11 protein-coding genes are annotated in these 18,150 nt (G+C 68.2%); 6 read left to right on the top strand and 5 right to left on the bottom strand.

Annotated features, from left to right (window positions below):
• The first annotated feature begins 411 nt into the window (after positions 1 to 411).
• The 3 genes from EV278_RS08485 (at position 412) to EV278_RS08475 (ending at position 5,539) form a co-directional block, all read left to right on the top strand.
• Positions 412 to 3,588: a TonB-dependent receptor gene (locus EV278_RS08485; protein WP_243692130.1), complete on the top strand. Its 3,177-nt coding sequence runs from the start codon at positions 412 to 414 to the stop codon at positions 3,586 to 3,588.
• Between the two features lie 174 nt (positions 3,589 to 3,762).
• Positions 3,763 to 4,896, top strand: coding sequence for an endo-1,4-beta-xylanase (locus tag EV278_RS08480; protein WP_132089328.1), 1,134 nt, complete (start codon positions 3,763 to 3,765; stop codon positions 4,894 to 4,896).
• 328 nt (positions 4,897 to 5,224) lie between these two features.
• Entirely contained in the window at positions 5,225 to 5,539 is a 315-nt protein-coding gene (locus tag EV278_RS08475) for a cupin-like domain-containing protein (RefSeq protein WP_347812822.1), read from the top strand.
• Between the two features lie 11 nt (positions 5,540 to 5,550).
• On the opposite strand, the gene tpiA is transcribed toward EV278_RS08475, so the two are convergent.
• Together tpiA and EV278_RS08465 are read right to left on the bottom strand one after the other, a co-directional pair.
• On the bottom strand, positions 5,551 to 6,306 hold the full coding sequence (tpiA, locus tag EV278_RS08470) for a triose-phosphate isomerase (RefSeq protein WP_207905459.1): 756 nt from the start codon (positions 6,304 to 6,306) through the stop codon (positions 5,551 to 5,553).
• Between the two features lie 51 nt (positions 6,307 to 6,357).
• The gene (locus tag EV278_RS08465; protein WP_132089322.1) at positions 6,358 to 8,208 is read right to left on the bottom strand and encodes a phosphoenolpyruvate carboxykinase (GTP); all 1,851 of its coding nucleotides are present in this window, start codon (positions 8,206 to 8,208) and stop codon (positions 6,358 to 6,360) included.
• A gap of 303 nt (positions 8,209 to 8,511) precedes the next feature.
• Here EV278_RS08465 and EV278_RS08460 point away from each other — a divergent pair, with 303 nt between their 5' ends.
• A complete protein-coding gene (locus tag EV278_RS08460; protein WP_132089319.1) occupies positions 8,512 to 10,023 on the top strand; it encodes a tryptophan halogenase family protein in 1,512 nt (503 codons plus the stop codon).
• Positions 10,024 to 10,033: 10 nt separating this feature from the next.
• On the opposite strand, the gene EV278_RS08455 is transcribed toward EV278_RS08460, so the two are convergent.
• Complete coding sequence (locus tag EV278_RS08455) at positions 10,034 to 12,109, bottom strand: hypothetical protein (RefSeq protein ID WP_132089316.1); 2,076 nt, start codon at positions 12,107 to 12,109, stop codon at positions 10,034 to 10,036.
• 1 nt (position 12,110) lies between these two features.
• A complete protein-coding gene (locus EV278_RS08450) occupies positions 12,111 to 14,648 on the bottom strand; it encodes a TonB-dependent receptor (protein WP_243692129.1) in 2,538 nt (845 codons plus the stop codon).
• A 287-nt stretch (positions 14,649 to 14,935) separates the two neighbouring features.
• Here EV278_RS08450 and EV278_RS08445 point away from each other — a divergent pair, with 287 nt between their 5' ends.
• Positions 14,936 to 15,694 carry a DUF1080 domain-containing protein gene (locus EV278_RS08445; protein ID WP_132089549.1) on the top strand — a complete coding sequence of 253 codons (759 nt, stop codon included), beginning with the start codon at positions 14,936 to 14,938 and terminating at the stop codon, positions 15,692 to 15,694.
• Here EV278_RS08445 and EV278_RS08440 read toward each other — a convergent pair.
• On the bottom strand, positions 15,691 to 16,704 hold the full coding sequence (locus EV278_RS08440) for a LacI family DNA-binding transcriptional regulator (protein ID WP_132089313.1): 1,014 nt from the start codon (positions 16,702 to 16,704) through the stop codon (positions 15,691 to 15,693). The two genes, EV278_RS08445 and EV278_RS08440, sit on opposite strands and share 4 nt — an antisense overlap.
• A gap of 181 nt (positions 16,705 to 16,885) precedes the next feature.
• On the opposite strand from EV278_RS08440, the gene EV278_RS08435 reads away from it, so the two are divergent.
• Positions 16,886 to 18,148: an MFS transporter gene (locus tag EV278_RS08435; protein WP_132089310.1), complete on the top strand. Its 1,263-nt coding sequence runs from the start codon at positions 16,886 to 16,888 to the stop codon at positions 18,146 to 18,148.
• The last annotated feature ends 2 nt before the right edge of the window (positions 18,149 to 18,150 follow it).

Raw genomic sequence — 18,150 nt, 5'->3', positions numbered from 1 at the left:
TATCCCGCCTTCTATGGGCGGTCATCCCCCTGATCCGGCGACACCGGATGTCCAGGTCGATTGGTCAGACAACGTGATCTACTTATACGTGTGTAGTATCACTTCCGCGACCGGCTCCTGCTGAGCGGCGATCCGCAGAACCTTCCGATTAATATGATAAAACGGGATTTTGGGCGGGCATACTTTCTTTTCGATAGGCGAGTTACCGCTACCTTGACGCTGGCGGCCTTTGCCATATCATCTGACCATAACGGCCCACGCAATAGGCCCGTGGTAGCGGTAACGAGCTGCCATGAAGAATAACTGGGGAGGCAGACGAAAATGGACCACGTCCAAGGTGCGCCCGCACGGGCTGGCGCGATTTCCACTTCAAAGCTTAGGTATGGCGCTTCGGTCCTGGCGCTGAGCGCGATGTTGGGCGCCGTCCTGGCGGCCGCGCCGGCCTGGGCCCAGACCAAGCCGGCCGACGATACGACGACGGTGGACGAGGTGGTCGTCACCACCATCCGTCAAAGCCTGAAGAGCTCGCAGCAACTGAAGCAGAGCTCGGAGATCATCGGCGACTCCATCACCGCCGAGGACATCGGCGCCCTGCCGGACCGTTCGGTGACCGAGGCGCTGCAGCGCATCCCGGGCGTGGCCATCAACCGTTTCGCCGCCGGCGTCGACCCGGACCACTTCTCGACCGAAGGCAGCGGCGTCGTGGTGCGCGGCCTGAACTTCGTGCGCTCGGAGCTGAATGGCCGCGACACCTTCTCGGCCAACAACGGCCGCGCCCTGAGCTTCGCGGACGTGCCCTCCGAACTGATGGGCGGCGTCGATGTGTTCAAGAGCCCGTCGGCCGACATGATCGAGGGCGGCATCTCGGGCACGGTGAACCTGCGCACCCGCCTGCCGTTCGACAGCAACAAGCGGCTGATGTCGGTGTCGGCCGAGGCCAGCTACGGCGACTTCGTCAAGAAGTGGGCCCCGACCTTCTCGGCCCTCTACAGCGACCAGTGGGATACCCAGGCCGGCACGTTCGGTTTGCTGCTGAGCGCCGTGGATTCCAAGCTGTTCACCCGCGCCGACGGCACGCAGGTGTCGAACTTCGGCTGCCGCACCGGCTTCACCAGCGCCCAGACCGCCAACCCTCAGGCCGTGAACTGCCCACAGGGCGGCAAGGGCGTGTGGTTCCCGCGCGGCGCGGCCTTCCGCAGCACCGAGACCGAACGCAACCGCACCGGCTATGCGGCGGCCGGCCAATGGCGCAGCAACGACGACACCATGCTGGCCACCCTCCAGTACCTGCGCTCGGAATCGACGCAGTCCTGGACCGAACACGCGATGGAGATCGCCACCGACAACGTGACCTCGAACGGCGACTCCCGCCCGATCGACGGCACCACCTTCGGCGTCGACAGCGACGGCATCTTCACCAACGGCATCATCACGGGCTCGCAGGGCTGGCGCGACGACCAGAACGGCTCGGACCCCCGCACGCCCAGCTTCGGTCTGCAAAGCAACAACATCAGCCGCAGCGTCGAGCAGACCTATGTCACTTCGGACTACGGCTTCAATTTCAAATGGACGCCCAATGACCGCTGGGGCGTGATCTTCGACTACCAGCACGTCGACTCGACGGTCGACAACCTGGACGTCGGCATCTGGGGCTCGGCCTTCCAGAACCTGGACCTGAAGCTCAACGGCTCAGACATGCCCGTGTTCACGTTCATCCCGCCGGCCAGCGGCGCGGCCGTTTCGAACTGCTCGCCGCCCAGCGGCAGCTGCTCGACCTATTTCCGCGGGGCCCACAACAGCTTCCAAGACCCCTATAACAGCTTCTGGCGCTCGGCGATGGACCACATCGAGCAGAGCGAAGGCAAGGAAGACGCGGCCAAGATCGACGTCGACTACCGCTTCGCCGAGAATAGCTGGCTGGACTCGGCGCGGGTCGGGGTGCGTTGGGCCGAGCGCGACCAGACCACGCGCTTCTCGACCTACAACTGGGGTGTGCTGAGCGAAATCTGGGGCGGCGCCGGTCCGGTGTGGTTCGACGACCCGATCAACGGCAATCCCGCCACGCCCGGCGGTTCGACCAGCGCGGCCTATACCGAGCTCTATCCGTTCACCGACTTCATGCGCGGCCAGGTCCCGGTTCCGAGCGGCCTGGACGCCCGCCCATTCTACAACGGCAACGCGGCCAAGGACTATGCGTCTATGTCGGCCTTCGCCCTCAGCGTCGGCGACGAATGGCGGCCGCGCCTAGTGAACGGTTGTCCGCAGAACTGGGTGCCGCTGGCCCAGCGCTGCGGGGTCGTAGCCGGCACGCCGTTCCTGCCGGGCGAGATCAATCCGATCAATGAAAAGACCAAGTCCGCCTACGGTATGCTGCGCTTCAAGCATGACTTCGATGGCGACATCCGGCTGACCGGCAACATCGGCCTGCGCTACACAGAGACCAAGCGCGAGGCGTCCGGCTATCTGGTGTTCCCGAACGCCGTGCCGCCGAGCGATGCGTCGTGCGCCGACGCCCTGGCGCAATGGGCGGCCCTGCCGGATCCCAAGGACCCGTTCGTGCCATCGGACTTCTGCTCGCTTCCGGCCCAGACCCGGGCCGCGGCCCGGCTGTTCGCCAACGGCGCCACGACCGCCAATACGGCCCACGCCAAGTTCGAGTACTGGCTGCCCAGCGTGAACGTGAAGGTCGCCCTGCCGAACAAGCTGCAGCTGCGCTTCGCCGCCTCCAAGACCATCACGCCGCCGGAAGTGGGCCTGACCCGCAACTACTACGACGTGAAGCTGGACACGACGGACACGGGGATCAGCAATCCGGTCACGGCCGACAGCCTCAGCGGCAACGTCACCGTCGGCAATCCTTACCTGAAGCCGACCCAGGCCCTGAACGTCGACGGCTCGGTGGAATGGTACTTCGCGCCGGTCGGCTCGCTGACCTTCGCCCTGTTCTGGAAGGAACTGAAGGACGTCGCCACCAACACGACCGCCCGCATCCCGTTCACCAACAACGGCGCGACCTTCAATGTGGTGGTCACCACGCCCGGCAATTCCGAGCAGAAGGCCCACGTGAAGGGCTTCGAAATCGCCTACCAGCAGTTCTATGACTTCCTGCCCAAGCCGCTGGACGGGTTCGGCATCAACGCCAACTACAGCTACATCGACAGCAAGGGCGTGCCGCAAAGCACGCTGTCGGCGACCGACCCCGACGTGGCCGCCGGCCGCGTCTCGACGGTCAACACCGCGCTGCTGCCGCTGCAGGGCCTGTCCAAGCACAACGCCAACCTCGCGGCCATCTACGAAAAGGGACCGATCTCGGCCCGCCTGGCCTACAACTGGCGCTCGGACTTCCTGCTGACGGTCCGCGACGTGATCGTGCCCTACGCGCCGATCATGAACGAGGCCACCGGCCAGTTGGACGGCTCGATCTTCTACACCCTCAATCCGAAGGTGAAGATCGGCGTCCAGGGCGTGAACCTGACCAACGAGGTCACCAAGACCACCCAGGTCCTGAACGATCAGCTGCTCAAGGCCGGGCGGTCGTGGTTCATGAACGACCGGCGCTACACCTTCGTGCTCCGCGCCAGCTTCTAGATCCCGAGGCGAGCCTGGCTTCGGTCGGGCTCGTCCGGGCGTTTACCCTTCGGCCATCCGTGGGCGAGGGGCTTCTACCCCAAACTCGCCGCGCAACGTTCCGGACGTTGCGCGGCGTTCTTCGCAAAGGGCTTTGCCGTGGCGTTCCTTCCATCCCTTTCCCGGCGCGGCTTCATGGGACTGGGCGCCGCCTCGGTGGCGATGGGCGTGGTTCCCGATCTGGTCCGGGCCAACGAACGCGCGCCCGGACCGTCGCTCGCGGCCCTGGCGCGGGGCAAGGGTCTCCGCTTCGGAAGTGCGGTGGGGGCGGGAAGGGCCGGGTCTCTGACTGGCACGCTCGACGATCCCCGCTATCGCCAGATCCTGATCGACGAATGCGGCGTGCTGGTCCCCGAGAACGAGCTGAAGTGGTACGTCCTGCGGCCCGACGCCAGGACCTTCGCCTTCGAACGGGCCGACCGGATCGCCGCCTTCGCCAAGGCCCACGACATCGCCCTGCGCGGCCACACCCTGCTGTGGCACCATCCCAAGTGGTTCCCGGCCTGGCTCAACGCCTATGACTTCGGCAAGGGGCCGGCGGCCGCCCGAAACGCCCGGGCCCTGCTGGTCGATCACATCGACAAGGTCGTGGCGCGCTACCCGCAGATCGACTCCTGGGACGTGGTCAACGAGACCATCGACCCCAGGGACGGCTCGATCCGCCGCACCGTCTTCTCCGACGCCATGGGCCCGGAGCAGACCCTGGACGCGGCCTTCCACGCCGCCCGCGCCGCCGCGCCCAAGGCCCGGCTGGTCTATAACGACTACATGGGCTGGGAGGCCGGCAACGAGGCGCATCGCGCCGGAGTGCTGAAGCTGCTGGAAGGTTTCCGCAAGCGCGGGACGCCGGTCGACGCTCTTGGGGTGCAGAGCCATCTCGGCACGGAGGATCCGGCCGCCGCCGGCGGCCTCGGGCCGCCCCAGGAAAAGGCCTGGCGCGCCTTCATCGATGAGGCGACCGGCATGGGCTATGACCTGCTGATCACCGAATTCGACGTCAACGACCAGGCCCTTCCGGCCGACATCGACGTCCGCGACGCGGAGACGGCCGCCGTCGCCAAGGCCTATCTCGATCTGATGCTGGACTACCGCCAGACCCGAGAAGTGCTGGCCTGGGGCATGGTCGACAAATATTCGTGGCTGCAGGGCTTCACGCCGCGCAAGGACCACCTGGCCAAGCGCGTGACGCTCTATGACGACGCTTATCGGCCCAAGCCGTTGCGCGAGGCGGTGGCGGGGGCCCTTCGGTCCGCGCCGGCCAGGGCTTAGTCTCCCGCCGCATGAGCCTGTCCTTTCCGCCCCTTCCAGAGCGCTCGAACGTCACGCGCGAGCTGCTGCGGGCCGAGATCGCGCCTGCCTATCGGCCGGTGGTGCTGCGCGGCTTCGCGGCCGACTGGCCGGCGGTCCGCGCCGGTCGCGAGGGACCCGGGGAAGCAGCGGCCTCTCTCCGGGGTTTCGACGCCGGCGCGACGGTTGAGGCCCTGGTCGGACCGCCCGAGATCGGCGGCCGTTTCTTCTATGGCGAGGCCGAGCGGGCCTCTGAACGTCGAACGGCGGCTGGGCGGGATCTCGGCCACCCTCGACGACCTGCTGGCCGATCTACATCCCGACCGCCTGGTGGCGCCATGTCCAGTCGCTGGACAGTCTCAATGTGCTGGTCAACTACTGGTGGCGCGACCTGCCGCCCGAGGCGGGGTCGCCGTTCGAGGTGCTGGTCCACGGCCTGCTGGCGGTGCGCCACCTGCCCGGGCCGCAGCGCGACGCCTGGCGGGCGATCTTCGACCACTACTGGTTCGAGGCCGACGGCGACCCGGCCGCCCATCTGCCCGAGGCGCGCAAGGGCGTACTGGGCTCGCTGACGCCGCGCGTCGCCCAGAACCTCCGCGTCTACCTCAGGAACGCCTTCAAGTAAGGCGCGCCCGTTCAGGCGTGCGCGATGATCGGCAGGAAGGTTTCGGCCGTCAGGCTGGCGCCGCCCACCAGCACGCCGTCGACGTTCGGCGTCGCCAGGATCTGCGCCGCATTAGCCGGGGTAACCGACCCGCCATACAGCAGCCGGACGCGGTCGCCGGCCGGCCCGAGGGCCGTGCGGCAGGTTTCGCGCAGCACCGCGTGCATGGCGGCGATGTCGTCCTGGGTGGCCGAGCGACCCGTGCCGATCGCCCAGATCGGTTCGTAGGCCACCGACAGCCAGGCGCCGTCGGCGTCGGCCGGCAGGCAGTTCTCAAGCTGGGCGCGGACCACCGCCTCGGCCCGGCCCGCCTCGCGGACCTCCAGGGGTTCGCCCACGCAGAGGATCACCGACAGGCCGTGGCGCCGCGCGGCTTCGGCCTTGCCGCGCACCTCGGTGTCGCTCTCCTGGCGGCCCGCCCGGCACTCGCTGTGGCCGACGATGGTGAAGGCCGCGCCGGCGTCCTTGACCATCGGCGCCGACAGGCAACCGGTGTGGGCCCCCTTGTCGGCCGGGTGGATGTCCTGTGCGCCGACGTGGATCGCGTTGGCGGTCTGCCAGGCGGCGGTGATCAGGGTCGCGGGGACAGCCACCCCGACATCGACCGTGGGCGTCTCGCGCGCGGCCGCGTCGATGGCCCCCAGGACGGGCAGGGCGGCCAGGTTGCCGTGCATCTTCCAGTTTCCGACCACGAACTTGCGGGCGGGCTTTTCCATCGCGACGTGCATTCGGTCTCCATGCGCCGGCCGGCGCTTGTTTCCTGAAGGGGAGGACGGGGATCAGGCCTGTTCCAGCACCCGGGCGGGACGCTCGACGCGGGCCAGCCGTTCGCCCAGGGCGTCCAGTTGACGCCACAGGGCGGCGGGCAGGCGGTCGCCGAACCGGGCGTAGGCCTCGGGGATCAGGGCGGCTTCGGCCCGCCAGATCTCCGGATCGACGGTCAGCAGCAGGTCCAGCTGGGCGTCGGTCAGGTCCAGGCCCGTCAGGTCGAGGCCGTCGCGGGCGGGCAGGCGGCCGATCGGGCTGTCGACGGCGTCGGCCTGCCCCTCAAGCCGATCGACGATCCACTTCAGCACCCGGCTGTTCTCGCCATAGCCTGGCCAGACGAACCGACCGCGGTCGTCCTTGCGGAACCAGTTGACGAAATAGATGCGGGGCAGCTTGGCCGGATCGGCCGCGGCGCCGACCTTCAGCCAGTGATCGAAGTAGTCGCCCATGTTGTAGCCGCAGAACGGCAGCATGGCGAAGGGATCGCGGCGCAGCTCGCCGATGCTGTTTTCGGCGGCCGCCGTGCCTTCCGAGGCGACATTGGAGGCCAGGAACACCCCGTGCTCCCAGTCGAAGGCCTCGGTGACCAGCGGCACGGCCGAGGCGCGGCGGCCGCCGAACAGGATGGCCGAGATCGGCACGCCGGCCGGATCCTCCCACGCGTCGGCGATGACCGGGCACTGGCCGGCCGGCACGGCGAAGCGGGCGTTGGGATGGGCGGCGGGCTCGCCCAGTTCCGGTGTCCAGGCCCGGCCCTTCCAGTCGGTCAGGCCCTCGGGCGGGTGGTCGGTCAGGCCCTCCCACCAGACGTCGCCGTCGGCGGTCAGGGCGACATTTGTGTAGATGCAGTTGGAATGCAGCGTGTCGACGGCGTTGCGGTTGGTCTTGACGCCCGTGCCCGGCGCGACCCCGAAGAAGCCGGCCTCCGGGTTGATCGCGTACAGCCGCCCGTCGGCGCCGAACCGCATCCAGCAGATGTCGTCGCCGATCGTCTCGGCCTTCCAGCCGGGCAGGGTGGGCTGCAGCATGGCCATATTGGTCTTGCCGCAGGCGCTGGGGAAGGCGGCGGCCACGTAGCGCACCTGACCGGCCGGCGAGGTCAGCTTGAGGATCAGCATGTGCTCGGCCAGCCAGCCCTCGTCGCGGGCCATCACCGAGGCGATACGCAGGGCGTAGCATTTCTTGCCCAGCAGGGCGTTGCCGCCATAGCCCGAGCCGTAGGACCAGATCTCGCGGCTTTCGGGGAAGTGGACGATGTACTTGTCGTCATTGCACGGCCAGGCCACGTCGGCCTCGCCTTCAGCCAGCGGGGCGCCCAGGGTGTGCAGGGCCGGCACGAAGAAGCCGTCCTCGCCCAGGGCGTCCAGGGCGGCCCGGCCCATGCGGGTCATCACCCGCATCGAGACGGCGACATAGGCGCTGTCGGTGATCTCCACGCCCAGGGCGCTGATCTTGGATCCGACTGGTCCCATCGAGAACGGCACGACATACATCGTGCGGCCCTTCATGCAGCCGTCGAACAGGCCGGTCAGGGTCTGGCGCATTTCGGCGGGGTCGCGCCAGTTGTTGGTCGGACCGGCGTCGGCCTGGTGTTCGGAGCAGATGAAGGTGCGACTTTCGACGCGGGCGACGTCGCGCGGGTCGGAGGCGGCGTGGAACGAGTTGGGACGGAGGTCGGGATTGAGGCGCTTGAGCGTGCCGGCGGCCACCAGTTCGTCGGTCAGGGCGGTCCATTCCTCGTCGGAGCCGTCGCACCAGTGGATGGCCTTCGGCTTGGTCAGGGCGGCGACTTCGTCGACCCAGGCCAATAGACGCGCGTGCTTCGTCGGGGGCGCGTTGGCGCCCAGCCATTGGTTCTGCATGTTCCGTCCTGCTGCAAGCCGGCGAGACTGTCGCTCGCCTTGGCGCGCACCATAGCGTCGCGGTCCCGCAGGAAAAGCCTAATGTTTTCAATGACAACGTTGTCGGCGAAAATCGAGGCGCAAGATGCCGCCTCAAAGGCACATTTTTACCAAGGATGCTCGAATAGTGGGAAGACGAACCAGCGGTGAAGTTTCATCGCGCCGAAACAGTCACGCTTGCCCAGCAGGCGGGGCGAATCGATGCTTGGGATCGGTCGGCTCGCGCGGAAGATATTCCAGCGCCTGAATCTGGGGGAGCGTGGCATGAACCGCATCGAGCGCCTGGTGATCCTCGGCGGCGGTACGGCCGGCTGGATGACGGCGACCGCGCTGGCCAAGGCGTTCGGGCCCCGCTTGACGATCGAGCTTCTCGAATCCGAGGCGATCGGCACGGTGGGGGTGGGCGAGGCGACCATCCCGACGATCCACTGGTTCAATGCGCTGATCGGCCTCGACGAAGCGGAATTCGTTCGCGCCACCAAGGCGACCTTCAAGCTGGGCATCGAATTCGTCGACTGGGCCCGTCCTGGCGATCGCTACTTCCACCCGTTCGGGCGCCATGGCGTCGAGCTGGACGCCGTGCCGTTCCACCAGCACTGGCTGAAGGCGCGTTCGGACGGGTTCGACCGCCCGCTGTCGGCGTTTTCGCTGGCGACCCAGCTGGCCGCCGCCAACCGGTTCGCCAGGCCGGCGGACGATCCGCGCTCGATCCTGTCGACCCTGGGCTACGCCTACCACTTCGATGCGTCGCTCTATGCCCAGCATCTACGGGGGCTGGCCGAGGCCGCGGGAGTGAGGCGGCGCGAAGGCCGGGTGAACCAGGTCGAGCGGGCGCCGGACACCGGCTTCGTCATGGCCCTGACCATCGATCGCGGCGAGCGGATCGAAGGCGACCTCTTCGTCGATTGCTCGGGCTTTCGCGCCTTGCTGATCGACGGCGTCATGGAGGCCGGCTTCGAGGACTGGTCGCATTGGCTGCCCTGCGACCGAGCCGTGGCTGTCCCTTGCACGCGGGTCGCCGAGACCACCCCCTACACCCGCTCGACCCTGCGGCCGGCCGGCTGGCAATGGCGCATCCCGCTGCAGCATCGGATGGGCAACGGCTATGTCTATGCCAGCGCCTTCCTCTCCGATGACGAGGCGGCGGCGACGCTGCTGGGCGGCTTGGACGGGGAGGCGCTGGGCGAGCCGCGCCTCCTGCGATTCAGGGCCGGCTTCCGGCGCGAAACCTGGCGCAAGAACGTCGTGGCCATCGGCCTGTCGTCCGGCTTTCTCGAACCGCTGGAGTCGACCAGCATCCACCTGATCCAGAGCGGGATCGCCAAGCTGATCACCCTGTTCCCCGATCGCGACTGCGATCCGGGCCTCGCGCGTCAGTTCAACACGCTGTTCGGGCGGGACATGGACGGGATCCGGGACTTCCTGATCCTGCACTATCACGCCACCCACGGGCACGAGGCTCCGCTGTGGCGGCAGGCACGGCGCATGGCCTTGCCCGAGAGCCTGATCGATCGGGAGGCGCAATATCGCCGAGCCGGGCGGCTGATGCTGACGTCCGACGAGTTGTTTCGCGAGGCCAGCTGGCTGGCCGTGCTGGAAGGCCAGGGCGTGCGGGCCGAGGGCTGCAGCCCCCTGGCCGACACGCTGGATCCCGCCGCCAATCGCCGTCAGCTCGAACAGATCGAGGCGGTGATCGCCCGAGCGGCGCCGACCCTGCCCAAGCACGACGACGCCATCGCTGCGATGATCGGCGGGATCGCTCCGGTTCCGGGCTGAAGCCGTCACGCTACCGTCGGCAGCCGGTCCATTCGGGCGGCGCGGCGAACGCCTTTCCCTTGGTCGGCGGCCGGGGCGGGCGCACCGCCAGATAGACCGTGCTCCACAGCTGGGCGGCGTTGGACTCGTCGACATCGGCCTTGCCGGCGCCGAACGGCGCGACCTGGTAGCGGCCGTCGCGGAACGTCCACGACCAGAGTTCCGAACTCTGGAGGGCGCGGGTTGCTCCGATCGCGCGCCATAGCCCGGCCTGGGCGGCGACGAGCCTGGCGCGCACCCGCCCGGGCAGGTCGCAGCGCGCCAGCTGTCGCTCAAAGCCGGCGGCCAGCAGCGCCTGCTGCCACGACCAGACCACGGCGCCGTGATAGGCGGCCGGCGTGAAGCGCGCCTGGGCCTGACGATCGGCGAAGGCCGGGTTGGCGACCACCAGGCCGATGTCGGTCATCAATCCGGCCGGGAAGGGACGGGTGATCGCCGTGACATAGGCGTCGAGATCCGCCGCCGTCGGTCGGCCGAACAGAAGCTCGAAGCCCTCGTCCGAGTTGAGGATCGGCGCCGGCCTGCCCGCTACGTCGAGAGACAGGGCGTGGAACACCAGCGGCCGGCCGTCCAGGGCGCGCAAGGCCGAAGCCGCGGGAACGCCGACGCTGTCGGCATAGGCCCGGATCGAGGCGGCGGCCTCGGCGGCCGGCCGTTCGACCCGGAACAACGGCGCGGCCCGGCTCCGCCACACCCGCGCCGTGCGGCCGGCCTCGGCGAAGCGCGGGCGATCCTCGGGCGAAAGATAGGGGTCCAGCAGGCCGGCGCGGAAGAGGCGGTCGGCGGCCTCGACGGCCGCCGGGGCGAGGGCGGCGTTGACGTCGTAGGGATAGACGCCGCCGCCCAGACCTTCCTCGCTGTCGCGCCATTCGCCGGTCTTTCGGCCGGGCTTGATGGCGATCAGGGTGCGCGCGGAGGGCGCGTCGGCGAAGGGGCGGGCCTGGTCGAGGACGAAACGCAGATTGGCCGCCAGCGCCGCGCCGGTCGGTGCGCGGACTCCCGGACGGCTCTCGCTCGCCAAGGACTGGGCCAGCCAAGCTCTCGCGCGCTCGCGCCCGGGGCCGAGCAGGTAGTCCGCCGCGACGACGCCCAGCATGTAGTCGTCGTCGACCATGCCGTAGTCGAGCTCCGCCGCGTCGCCGTCGCGCCCGGCCTTGCGGTTCTGGACAACCGCGAACTCGCCGATCCCTTCCTCGTGGGCCACCTCGCCGCCGGGAGACAACCGGGCCAGCACGGAATTCAGGCCGGCTTCGACCGCCGCGGGCCGCAGGGCCGGCATCAGCAGCCGCACCGACATCAGGGTGTCGCGGCCGAAATAGGTGTTGAACCGCCAGGACCCTGCCAGGAATTTTTCGCGATAGCTCAGGAAGGACAGGGCGTCGCGCGCGGCCGGATCGGGGGCGGCCTGGGCGTTGAGCAGCTTCGGGGCGGGGATCGGCGTCAAAGGCGGATCGCCGGTCAGGGCCGTGATCTCCAGCCCGATCCGTCCGTCCGGTCCCGCGACCAGCGCGCCCCGGTCGAGACGGCCGTTGACGACGCGGAGCGACAGGACATAGCCGGGAGCTCCGTCGAGCCGGGCGCGGCGCCAGGTGATCGTGTCGCCCTCCATCCGCGGCTGGACCGCGACCTGGGGCGGGAAGCGGCCGACGGACTGGTAGTCGCGCAGGTAACGCACGTTCGAGAGCACCGCCTGCCTGACGACCAGTTGCGGCGCGTCCAGGCTGGCGACGGCCACGACGCCGTTGAGCCCATTCCGCCGGAGAGGCTTGGGCGGCTGGTCCAGCCGCCAGGCGACGGGGCGAGCGGTGGGCTCGAACCACAGGCCCACACCGCTGTTGCCGGCCGGAAAGGCGACCAGGACGCGGGGGGCGAGGCCGTTACGCAGCAGCAGGTGCGCGGCCACGGGGCCGTCGCGGAGGAAGGCGTTGAGGTTCTGACCTTCGGTCAGCCTGTAAGCCAGGTCCGGCTTGGCCGTTGCGGAGCCCGCGATCGTCAGCGCCAGCAGTGCGGCGGCTAGGCCCCGTCGAATGTCGCCGCCCCCGCGCATCCTAGAAACGCAACGTGAGCGAGCCGCCATAGGTCCTTCCCACGATGCCGCGCGCGTAGAAATAGCCGGAGGCCGCGTTCTGGGTCTGGCCTTGCCGCGGGTTGCCCTCGGTCAGGCCGATCACGTCGAAGATGTTGTCGATGTTGAAGTTGAGCTGGAGGTTGTCCTTCAGGTTCAGGGTCACGCCCGCGCTGGTCACCCCATAGGAGGGCAGGGCGACGCCGTTGCCGGAGTCCGCGTAGATCTTGCCGACATACTTGTAGCGGGCATAGACCTCGCCCCGGCCGTTGGGCAGCTTGATGGCCGGGGTGATGGTGTAGAGCCGGGCCGGCGTCCGCTCGGGACGGTTGCCGTCATAGGTCGGCTGAGGCACGCCGTTGAGGCTGAGATTGTTGAGGGTCGGGTCCTGGATCACGCCCGAAACGTTGATCGAGAACCAGTCGATCGGCCGGACCAGGGCGTCCACCTCCACCCCCGTGGTCTTGAGGTCGGCCAGGAAGCTGGTCTGCCTGGTGGGATCGGACGGATCGATGAAGTTGTAGAACTGATTGTCGAAATTGGTCCGGAACACCGTCGCCGAGGCGCTGAGGACCCGGCCGTATTCGAAGCGCACGCCAGCCTCGTAGAGTTCGATCTTGGTGATCGGATCGGTGTTGTTGGTCTGGAAGCCGTTGGCGTAGCGGCCATAGACCGAGAAGTGGGGCGTGATCAGGTAGCTGGCGCCGATGGTCCAGGCGACCTTGTCCTGGGTCCTGTGGGTCTCGGTGAACGTGCCGTCGAAGGTCGAGCCGACGGTGCGCACGACGCCGCCGACGCCAGGCTGCACCGGCTGGTTGACCGCGGCGGCGTTACCTTCCAGGTACCGGGCCTTGTCGCTCTCCCAACGGACTCCGCCGTCGATATGGATCTTGTCGCCGATCGCCAGCTCGTCGTTGGCGTAGAGCGACACCGACTTGTCCGTGCGGCGGCGGACGCCGGCCCCCCAGTCGCCGTACGACACCATGCCATTGTCGCTGAGCACGCCGATGACCTGGTTGTTCGCGTCCAGCGAGACGATGTCGTAGATGTCGCTGTTGGTGCGGACGTCGTTGACGACGGTCGCTACCGCCGACTGGTTCTGGTTGCGGCGGACGTCGTAATATTGGACCCCGGCGGTCAGCGAATTCTTGAACCCGTCGCCCTGATATTCCCAGCGTGATCCGATGTTGGCCCCGAAGTCGTGGCCCGACTGGTCGTCGTGGTTGAGCGTCGTCTCCTGCAGGAAGCCGTTGCCGTTCAGGGCGTTCAGCGTCGCAGTGTCGCTCGACGGAATGACCACGCCGGTGCGCAGGTTCCTGACGCCGAAACGTACGGTGGCCGGATAGGCCGCCGTGCCCGCGGTGAGCAGGTTGTTGATCGGCGAGCTGGCGCCGGGGGTCAGGTAGGTGACCGCGCTGGCCAGGCCGGCGTTGCCGGTGCCCGAACCGGGGAACAGGCCGTTGAAGTCGTCCTTCAGGTCCAGATAGCGCGCGCGGGCGAAGATCTCGACGCTGTCGCTGAGCGGCTTTTCGAAATCGACGCGCAGCTGCTTGGTCTTGACCCGCACGCCTTCGCTGAGGCGGAAGTCACGGAAGCCGTCGCTTTCGACGAAGCTCGAGACCGGCACGGAGATGCGGTTGAAGGCGTCGCCGCCGATATTGCCGAACTGGGTGTCCAGGCCGGGAACGCCCCTGGGCTTGCCGTTGCTGTAGGCGTAGGGCTGGTCGGCGTAGTAGGCGGACTTCAAGTCGCCGACCTTGCCGGTCACGCGCAGGTACCCGCCCTCGTCGAAGCGGTATTCCAGCATCGCCTTCAGGCGGTAGCCGTCATAGTCGAAGGTGTTGTCGCGCACGCCGGGGCTGCTCTGGACATAGCCGCCGACGTTGAACGCCAGGTTCTTGGCGATGGGGGCGGAGTAATAGAAGTCGCCGCGCTTGAGGCCGTAATTGTAGCCCGACAGCCGGACAATCCCCTCGGGTTCGTCGAAACTGGGCTTGCGCGAGAGGAAGTTGATCGTCGCGCCGGCCCCGTTGACGGTCAGGATGCCCGAGGTGCCGCCCTTCACCGACTCCAGCCGGTCGATCGTGACGTCCTCGGAAAAGAAGAAATCCGCCCCGCCGCCCTGGTAGATGACTGGCAGGCCGTCCTCCTGCAGCTGGATGAACCGTTGGCCGCCGCCCTGCAGGCCGCGCACCGAGTAGTTGTTGGACAGCTCGCCAGCCGTGCCTTCGACGAAGATGCCCGGCACCAGCTCCAGCAGGTCGGCGGTCGAGCGCGGGGCCTTGCGCTCGATGTCGGCGCGGGTGGCCAGGGTGATGTCAGCCGAGGCCGTGATCAGCGGGCGATTGCGCGAGGTCAGGCCCGTGACGACCACCTCGCTGACGGCCTGCTGGTCGGCGGGGGGCTGGGTGGTCGGCGCATCGACCATGGGGAGCGGCGTTGAGGTCGTCTGGGCCCAGGCCGGGACGGCGAAACCGCCGCAGCCGGCCAGCAACAGGGCGCGAAGGGCCTGCCGGTGCATTGTATCCTCCCCAAGCCGGCACGACCCTTCTGACGGGCGTTTCCGCGGCGATGTCCGAGTGCTCGCGAGCGTCCGTCGCCGCTGTCGGCCGCAACCCAGCGACGGGCGCTTTGGAAACTAAAAGCGCCTGACCGGAGTCAGTTGCATGGGCGCAGTTTTCTCCTGGCGCGCGCACGGCTTTGGAGCAGGACCCTGGCGAACGGGCTCCGGGCGTCTATGGTGTCGCGGCCTTTTCCGTGGAGCGACGAACCGAAATGAAGTCGAAGCCTCTCGTTCTGACCGCCGTGATGCTGGGCCTTGGCGGACCCGTTATCGGATCGCAGGCCATGGCCCAGGCCAAGCCGGAGGACACCGAAATCTGGAAGCCCGTGCCCGCGGTGGTCACCCCTGCCAAGGAGGCGGGCGGCGCCCCGTCCGACGCCATCGTGCTGTTCGACGGCGGCGACCTGAAGGAATGGGTGGCGACCCGGGACAAGGCCCCGGCTGGCTGGACCGTGGCGGACGGCGTGCTGATCGTCGACAAGACGCGCGGCAACATCGAGACCAAGCGAAGCTTCCGCGACTATCAGCTGCACCTGGAATGGCGGATCCCGGCCGACATCACCGGCTCGGGCCAGGCGCGGGGCAACAGCGGCGTCTTCCTGGCCTCCACGGGAGCCGGCGACGCCGGGTACGAGCTGCAGATCCTCGATCCCTATCAGAACCCCACCTACGTCAACGGCCAGGCCGCCAGCCTCTACAAGCAGCATCCGCCGCTAGTGAACGCGGGCCGCAAGCCGGGCGAGTGGCAGGTCTATGACGTGGTCTGGCGGGCGCCGGTGTTCGGGCCCGACGGGGCGCTGGTCTCGCCGGCCACCGCGACCGTGCTGCACAACGGCGTGCTGGTGCAGGACAACGCCGCGTTCGCGGGCGAGACCGTCTATATCGGCAAGCCGCCGTCGCGGCCCTTCACCTCGGCGCCGATCAAGCTGCAGGCCCACGGCGACCCCAGCGCGCCGATCAGCTTCCGCAACATCTGGGTTCGCGAACTGCCGCCACGGCCTTAGCTGGGGTCAGGGGGCGGCGCCGTGCTCGACCGCACGACCAGCCGGTGGGGCAGGGTGACGTTCTGCAGGGCGCTGGCGCGGTCGGCCAGGATGTCGAGCAGCAGCCTGACCACCTCGTGACCGATCTGCTCCATAGGCTGGCTGACCGTGGTCAGCTGCGGGCTCAGATACTGCGCGAACCGGATGTCGTCGAAGCCGACCAGCGACACGTCGCGCGGGCAGTCCAGACCGCGCTGGCGGATCGCCTCGATCGCGCCCATCGCCATCTCGTCGCTGAAGCAGAAGATGGCGGTGGGCGGACCGGGCTGGTCCAGCAGCTCGGTGGCCTGGCGCACGCCGGATTCGATGGAGAAGTCGCCGATGGCCATGCGCAGCGCGCTGGCCTGGCCCCGGCGCTGGGCGGCGGCCAGGACGCCGGCCAGGCGGTCGCCGCTGATCGGGCTGGCCAGCGGACCGGTCACGACGCCGATTCGCGTATGGCCCAGGCCGTAGAGGTGCTCCATGACCTCGGCGGCGGCGCCCTCGTTGTCGATATGGGCGCTGGACACCGCGAGGCCCGGGCGGAATTCGCAGCCGTTGACGATCGGCGTGCGCGGCCCCTTGGCGGCGACCATCTCGGCAAGGACGTCCGGCAGGCGATGGCCCAGGAAGATCAGGCCGTCGGCCTCCTTGCGCCGGAACATCGCGGCATACTGCTCTTCACGCGCCTCTTCATGGCGGGTGTCGCCGAGCAGCACCGAATAGCCGGCCGCCAGAGCAGCCTCCTCGACGCCGCGGATGACCTGGGAGAAAAAGGGGTTGGAGATGTCCGGCACGGTGACCAGGATCTTTTCGGTCCGCAGGGTCCGCAGGCTCTTGGCCGCGAAGTTGGGCTCGTAGCCGAGGCGGTTGACCGCCTCCATCACCTTTTTCCGGGTCGCTTCCAGCACCAGCTCGGGCGCGCTGAAAACCCTCGAAACCGTCGCGGTCGAGACCCCCGCGTCCTGCGCGACATCTAGAATGGTGGCCATTCGGGCGACACTGGCGGCAAGCCAGGCCCTTGGCAAGGCGCAGCTCCCTTGCTTTGGCGAGCAGCTGGACGGTTGCCGCCTTGACGGACGCCTGTTATCGATGATTTCGATTACATGAGCGCGGGAGCGGTCCATTCGGGCTGAAACCTAGCCGCCAAGACTGGTCGGGGAGGCCAGAACCATGACGACGCGCCTGCGGCTCTTCCTGATGATGGTGCTCCAGCTGGCGATCTGGGGCGCCTGGGCCCCGAAGATCTTCCCTTACATGGGCATGCTGGGCTTCGCGCCCTGGCAGCAGTCACTGGTCGGCAGCGCCTGGGGCGTGGCCGCCGTGGTCGGGATCTTCTTCTCCAACCAGTTCGCCGACCGCAATTTCGCCGCCGAACGCTTCCTGGCGGTCAGCCACCTGATCGGCGGCCTGGCCCTGGTCGGGACGGCGCTATCGACCAGCTTCTGGCCGTTCTTCGCCTGCTACCTGATCTTCAGCCTGGTCTATGTGCCGACCCTGTCGGTGACCAACTCGATCGCCTTCGCCAATCTGCGCGACCCGGCCGGCGAGTTCGGCGCGGTGCGGATGGGCGGCACGGTCGGCTGGGTGCTGGTCAGCTGGCCCTTCGTCTTCCTGCTGGGCGCCCACGCCGGCGCCGAGCAGGTGCGGTGGATCTTTCTGGTCGCGGCGATCCTGTCGTTCGCCTTCGCCGGTTATGCCCTGACCCTGCCGCACACGCCGGCCCGCAAGGACGCGCCGGGGATCGACAACCTGGCCTGGCGACGGGCCCTGAAGCTGCTGGGCGCGCCGTTCGTGCTGGTGCTGTTCGTCGTCACCTTCATCGATTCGGTGATCCACAACGGCTACTTCGTGATGGCCGACGCCTTCCTGACCAACCGGGTCGGGATCGCGGGCAATCTCAGCATGGTGGTGCTGAGCCTGGGCCAGGTGGCCGAGATCCTGACCATGTTCTTCCTGGGCCGCGTGCTGGCGCGCCTGGGCTGGAAGGTCACCATGATCATCGGCGTCCTGGGACACGCCGCGCGCTTCGCGGTCTTCGCCTTCTTCGCCGACAGCGTCCCGGTGATCGTCGCCGTGCAGCTGCTGCACGGGATCTGCTACGCCTTCTTCTTCGCCACCGTCTATATCTTCGTCGATGCGGTGTTCCCCAAGGACGTTCGCTCCAGCGCCCAGGGCCTGTTCAACCTGCTGATCCTGGGCGTCGGCAATGTGGTGGCCAGCTTCCTGTTCCCGACCCTGGTCAGCCGCCTGAGCCACGCCGGCGCCGATGGCGTGGCGATCGTCGACTATACCAGCCTGTTCCTGGTCCCGACCGGCATGGCCCTAGTCGCCGTGCTGCTGCTGGCCGTGTTCTTCAAGCCGCCGACGCGGTCTCCGGCGGCCGAGGTTGATGACGACGCGCCAGTCGGCGCGGCCAGCCCGGCCCAGCCCTAGCC

It is taken from the genome of Caulobacter sp. BK020, assembly GCF_004342605.1.
Classification (GTDB): domain Bacteria; phylum Pseudomonadota; class Alphaproteobacteria; order Caulobacterales; family Caulobacteraceae; genus Caulobacter.
The sequence above is the reverse complement of the archived record's forward strand: the minus strand, read 5'-3'. Positions and strand labels throughout refer to the sequence as shown.